We start from the raw sequence: 4344 nt of genomic DNA on the forward strand, positions 1-4344 counted from the left end.
CCCAGCGCGACGTAGGCGCCGACCCGCAGCACGGCGTTGATCGGCCCGGCGGTGTGCACGGCCTGCGGGCCGGCGAGCTCGTCGATGGTGGTCGCCGCGAAGGCCACCGCGATGCCGCCGATGGTGACGAGCGAGGTCAAGGTGATCCCGGAGGCGACCGCCGCCTCGTCGGGAGATACGACGACCTGGGTCCCGACGCTGGCGTAAGCCCAGCCCAGTCCGAGCCCGATCCCGACCAGGGCGAAGGCGGGGAGGTAGAGCGCCCACGACTGCGAGGCGGTCATCATCAGGACCGCGCCACCGCCGACGGCCAGCGCGGAGGCCGACACCCACTGCGGTGGAGCCCGGTTGAGCCGCCCGGCGAGCTGGCCGGAGGTCGCCGCACCGACGGCGAGCGCGAGGAAGACGACGGCCGCCTCGCCCGAGCTGAGACCGCGCACGTCCTGCAGGTAGAGCGTCGCCCCGAAGATGACGACGCAGTAGACGCAGTTGGCGACGGTGCCGGCGGTGACGATGACGGAATACGCCCGGTTGCGGAACAGCGAGAGGTCGACGAGTGGGTCGCGTACCCGCAACTCGGCGAGGACGAACACGACGAGGAGACCGAGTCCCCCGCCGAGCAGGACGAGGGTGCGCGGCGCGCCCCAGCCCACGCCGTCGGCGCCGTCGACGGCGACGGTCGTGGCGATCAGCCCGCACGAGACCAGAACGACGCCGAGCCAGTCGATCCGCTTCCCGTGCACCCTTCGGGTCTCGGGCACGGAGGTGTGCACGAGAAGCGCCGCGACCGCGGCCAGCGGGACGTTGACCAGGAACACCCAGCGCCAGCTGATCTCGGAGAGCAGGCCGCCGACGAGCGGCCCGAGTGCGGTACCCAGACCCGCGAAGCCGTAGACGACGCCGAGCGCCCGCTGCACCCGGTCGGCCGGGTAGACCGAGGTGATCAGCGCGATGCTGACCGGGAAGCACAGCGCCGCGCCGACGCCCTGCACGACCCGGAAGACGACGACGATGGTCTCGTTCGGGGCGAGACCGCACACCGCCGACGCGCCGCCGAAGACCGCGACGCCGATGACCACGACCCGTCGTCGTCCCACCAGATCCGCGACCCGGCCGGCCGGGATCATGAAGGCACCGAGCGCGATCATGTAGCCGCTGATCACGAACTGGAGATCGGTCGGAGCCACGCCGAAATCGCGCGCCATCGGGGGCAGCGTGAGGTTCAGGGCGAAGAAATCGATGACGACCAGGAGCTGGGTCAGCACCACGGCGATCAGGACACGCCGTAGCCGTACGGCGTCTGAGCGCGGCGCGGACACGGTCGTCCGGGTCATAATCCCCCGGATGCTGATGTTAGTCGCCACCCCGGCACCGGATGCTCGCTTCGGCGACCACCGGGACATTGACGGGGCCATCGGCGGGGACACCGGCGGGGATATCGGTGGGCGTGGGACGCCCGGGTCGCGGCCGCGGCGGCCGACCACACTACAGTCATGTAGTACGCGGTCGCCGTCGACCACCGGACAGCCACCGGGACGACGGGCGACCGGAGACCGGACGACGACTCGAACGGCCGAGGTGCCCGGGTCACCACGGGAGGGTTACCGGTGAGGACGGGCACCGACGAGGCACCCGCGAGCGACCTCGCCGCGGGTAGTGCCCGCCCGTTGCCGGTACGTCGACGCCGGGCCTTCTTCGCCGCCGGAACCGGGGCGATCGCGGTCATCGCGATCCTCGTGGTCGGCGGCCGGGTCGGCCCCGTCCCCGGCGCCCGGCCGGTGTCCACCTGGTTCGGGATCCTCGCCGACGCCTCCGCCCTCACCCGCGGCTCCCTGGCCCCCGGCCTGCTCCTCGTCGTGGCCGTCGCCGGGCTCGCCCTGTCCTGGCTCGCGGTGCTGCGCTCCGCCCAGCGCGGCGTGGTCGGCACCCGATGGCTCGCCGGTGTCGGGGCGATCTGGTCCGGCCTGCTGCTGATCGGGCCGCCACTGTTCAGCTCCGACCCCTACAGCTACGCCGCGCAGGGCCTGCTCATGCTGCGCGGCTTCGACCCCTACCACGTCGGACCGTCAGCGCTCGGGCACACCGCAGCGGCGGCCGCAGTGGATCCACGCTGGCGGGACACGGCCACGCCGTATGGCCCGGTCGGGCTGCTCACCGAGCACCTGTCCGCATGGCTCGGGCACGGCAGCCCACTCGCCACCCTGCTGATCCTGCGGGTCATCACCTACGGCGCGATGGTGGCGGCGACCGCACTGATCCTGCGGGTGACACCCCGGCCGGAGCGACCCACGGTCCTGGCCTACCTGCTCCTCAGCCCGCTGGTACTGCTGCAGATCACCTCCGCGGGACACCTCGAGTCGCTCATGGTGCTCGCCCTCGCCGCCGCCCTGCTGGCGGCCCGCCGCGGCGCATGGACGCTGGCGATCGTCGCCGCGACCGTCGCCGTCATGACGAAGGCCCCGGCCCTCCCGGCCGTCGCCGCGATCGCCTGGGCGCACGCCGCTGCGCTGCCCTCGACCCGCCGCCGGGTCCGTGCCCTCGCCGGCGACGTCGCGGCGTTCGCGGTGACGGCGGTCACCCTCGCCACCATCGTGCCCGACGGTTGGGGCTTCATCCGCGCGCTGACCACCCCGGGACGCATGCTCACCCCGGCCGCCCCGACCGCCCTCTTCTTTCGGCTCCTGCGGACCCTGCGCCGCGGCGGACTCACCTTGCCCGACGACCACCTCCTGCTCACGTTCAGCCGAATCACCGGCCTGACCGTGGCCGCGGTGGTGTGCGTGGCGCTGATCGTCACCTCGTCGAGGCGGCCACTCGCCGCGACGGTCGGCTGGTCGCTCCTGGCGCTCGGCCTGCTCGCGCCGGTGCTCTACCCCTGGTATCTGCTGTGGGGGCTCGTGCCGCTGGCCCTGCTGGCCACCCGGAACCGTACGGCGCTCACCATCGGGATGGGCCTCGGCCCGCTGCTCGCCATGCCCGGTCTCACTTTCGGACCATGGGCTCCGGCCGAGGTCGCCGGCACCGCCGTGGTCTTCCTCGCGGCGGCCTACGGTCCGGCGGTCCTGCGCCGGCTCCGGATCGGGCCCGCACCCGCTCCGGCACTCCGACGGCGCGCGCCGCTGGTCACCGGTGAGCCGGCGCCGGCCACGGAGGTCGGCTCCGGCCGGGTCATCGTCCCGCCGTACCGGTCGAGTCAACTGACGCCGGGCCCGCGTCGACGTGGGTGATCCGCTCACGGCGGCCCGGGTGCTCGTCGTCGAGGACGACGACGTCATCGGAGCAGCACTTGAGTCGACGTTGCGCCAGAACGGTTACCAGGCACTGTGGGTCCGCACCGGCCGGAGCGCCGTGCGGGCGGCCACCGCCGAGGAGTTCGACCTGGTGCTACTCGACCTCGGCCTGCCCGACCTCGACGGCGTCGAGGTCATCCGCGGGATCCGGGGCTGGTCGCAGGCGCCGATCATCGTGCTGTCCGCCCGCGAGCGCGAGCTGGACAAGGTCGCCGCGCTCGACGCCGGCGCTGACGACTACGTCACCAAACCATTCGGGATGGATGAGCTGCTCGCACGCCTGCGGGCGGCCACCCGCCGAGCAACGAGCACGGCGCGAGACGAACCGGTGGTGTCCACCGCGCACTTCACGGTTGACCTCGGCGCGAAGCAGGTGACCGACCACGCCGGTGGCGAGGTCCGGCTCACTCCGACCGAGTGGGAGATCGTCGAGCTGCTGGTCCGCAACGACGGCCGCCTGGTCGCGAGCCGACAGATCCTCACCCAGGTGTGGGGCGAGGGCTACCAAGCCGAGACGCACTACCTGCGGGTCTATCTCGCGCAGATCCGACGCAAGCTCGAACCCGACTCCTCGCGCCCCCGCTACTTCCACACCGAACCCGGCATGGGCTATCGCTTTGTGTCCAGCCAGGCGGCCGACCAGCTTCAGTAACGGCCAGAGCAACGACGCCGTCAGGAAGCCGCAGATTTCGGTCGCGAGCCGTCAGGGTCACGTCAGGACGCTTGGTAGCCCGCGGTCTCGGCTCGACAGTGAACGCATGGCCGATGTCGAGCTGATCGTCCTACCGGCCACTAAGGCCTACATGACGCGCATTTGCCAGTCGCACCACCAAGACCTCGCGGACGGCCGGGTTCCCGGTCCAGGACTTCGTCTCTGCAGCCAATGCGAGACCGAACTATGACGATGCCGCGCACTACCTGCGGCAGTTCATGGCCCAGCTGCGGCAGAAGCTCGAGACAGACCCGGCCCGGCCGCAACATCTGCTGACCGAGCCGGGAATGGGCTATCGATTCCAACCCTGACGGATCGGGCTGGTTCCGACGATTTGGGCTG

General features: G+C 71.8%; 3 protein-coding genes and 1 pseudogene. 3 read left to right on the forward strand and 1 reads right to left on the reverse strand.

Annotated elements, in window-relative coordinates; genetic code table 11:
- A partial coding sequence (locus VGH85_23775) for an MFS transporter (GenBank protein ID HEY2176839.1) occupies positions 1–1334 on the reverse strand: 1334 nt, incomplete at its 3' end.
- Between the two features lie 273 nt (positions 1335–1607).
- Between VGH85_23775 and mptB the strand changes: the two genes are divergently transcribed.
- The 3 genes and pseudogenes from mptB to VGH85_23790 all read left to right on the forward strand — a co-directional run bounded on the left by mptB (position 1608) and on the right by VGH85_23790 (position 4313).
- A complete protein-coding gene (gene mptB, locus VGH85_23780; protein HEY2176840.1) occupies positions 1608–3227 on the forward strand; it encodes a polyprenol phosphomannose-dependent alpha 1,6 mannosyltransferase MptB in 1620 nt (539 codons plus the stop codon).
- On the forward strand, positions 3220–3942 hold the full coding sequence (locus VGH85_23785; GenBank protein HEY2176841.1) for a response regulator: 723 nt from the start codon (positions 3220–3222) through the stop codon (positions 3940–3942). Before mptB ends, VGH85_23785 begins: the two co-directional genes overlap by 8 nt.
- Before the next feature lie 239 nt (positions 3943–4181).
- Positions 4182–4313 (forward strand): annotated as a pseudogene (locus VGH85_23790) (winged helix-turn-helix domain-containing protein).
- The last annotated feature ends 31 nt before the right edge of the window (positions 4314–4344 follow it).

Source organism: Mycobacteriales bacterium (assembly GCA_036497565.1).
Classification (GTDB): domain Bacteria; phylum Actinomycetota; class Actinomycetes; order Mycobacteriales; family QHCD01; genus DASXJE01.